Origin of the sequence: Micromonospora sp. RV43, from assembly GCF_001029515.1 — a bacterium.
GTDB lineage: Bacteria > Actinomycetota > Actinomycetes > Mycobacteriales > Micromonosporaceae > Micromonospora > Micromonospora aurantiaca.
Map to the genome: position 1 here is coordinate 1 of NZ_LEKG01000365.1, position 1,180 is coordinate 1,180.

The window sequence follows — 1,180 nt, forward strand, 5'->3', positions numbered from 1 at the left end:
CTACAGAGGTTGAAAGGCCAAGGTTCGAGTTATCTCGGTGGCTCGGGTTCGAGGGTCATGCCGGTGCTGGCGAAGAAGCCGGCGAGGAGATCGGTCTGTTGCTGACACGCGCGTAGTCGACGTTTGACCAGTTGGGCGAGGTGGTCGACACCGCGGGCGGCGGTGTTGGTCAGGCCGCGTTTCATCCAGCGCCAGACGCCTTCGGTGGGGTTGAGGTCCGGAGCGTAGGCGGGTAACCGGATCACGGTCAGCCACGGCCGAGTGGCGATCAGGGCCTGCATGCGGCGGCTGACGTGGGTGTTCAGGTTGTCCCAGATCAGCACCATCGGTGCCTGTAGACGCTGGTGGGTCTGGTCGAGGAAGGCGATGTAGTCGTCCTCGCTGAAGCTACCGCGTTCGCCTGTACGACCACGGTGCAGCCGGGTTCGCCACATCAACCGTCCTCGCTGTCCGGGCTTGAGGCAGACCAGGCCGGCGATCGAGACCCGGCCGGAGCCCTTGCCGGATACCTCGACCACCGGCGTGTGCCCCCGCCGGGCCCACGTCTTGGCCACCGGCGGTCGCATGACCTGGCCTGCCTCGTCCTGGAAGCAGATCCAGGCGCCTTGCGCCGCCGCTAACCTCTTACCGACGGCCACCGCCCGCGATGCCAGCCGGTGATCGCTTCGGGATCGCGTTCGATCGCCCGACGAGTGGGAACCTGCTGGCTGTACCCGATGCGATGCAGCAGATAGGACACCCCGCGCAGCGTGTAGGAGACGCCGAAGCGGCGCTCGATCACCTCGGCCACCCGCGCGAGGGTCCAGCGGGCATCGTCCCAGCCGTGCGCGATCGGCCCTTCGTCGAGCATCCCGGCCAGCTGTTTCAGCTGCTCAACCGAGAGTTTGCAGTCCGAGCCTCCCGGCCCGGCCGACGCCAGAGCCTCCGTTCCGCCAGCAGTCCACTGCCGTCGCCACAGACGCACCGACTTCTCGGAAACCCGCAGCTCAGAAGCGATCTGCGCGGTCGGTACGGACTTCTCGAACATGGTCGCGGCCTGGATCCGGACCTTCTCACGCCGGACCCGGGCTGCCGCGTTCACGCCACCACCAGCCGGATACCTCATGCCTCCGACCTACCGCCCACATCGACCCAGATCACGCAGACACGCCGACGGACGTCAGCCTTTCAACCTCTGTAG

At 66.9% G+C, this 1,180-nt stretch carries 2 protein-coding genes; both read right to left on the minus strand.

Annotation, left to right across the window (positions count from 1 at the left end):
* Nucleotides 1-29 precede the first annotated feature (29 nt).
* Nucleotides 30-638, minus strand: coding sequence for a transposase (locus tag ABD52_RS37955; RefSeq protein ID WP_120332276.1), 609 nt, complete (start codon nucleotides 636-638; stop codon nucleotides 30-32).
* Nucleotides 617-1,081, minus strand: a complete 465-nt coding sequence (locus ABD52_RS37215) for a winged helix-turn-helix domain-containing protein (protein WP_225319901.1) — start codon at nucleotides 1,079-1,081, stop codon at nucleotides 617-619. Before ABD52_RS37215 ends, ABD52_RS37955 begins: the two co-directional genes overlap by 22 nt.
* Nucleotides 1,082-1,180 lie beyond the last annotated feature (99 nt).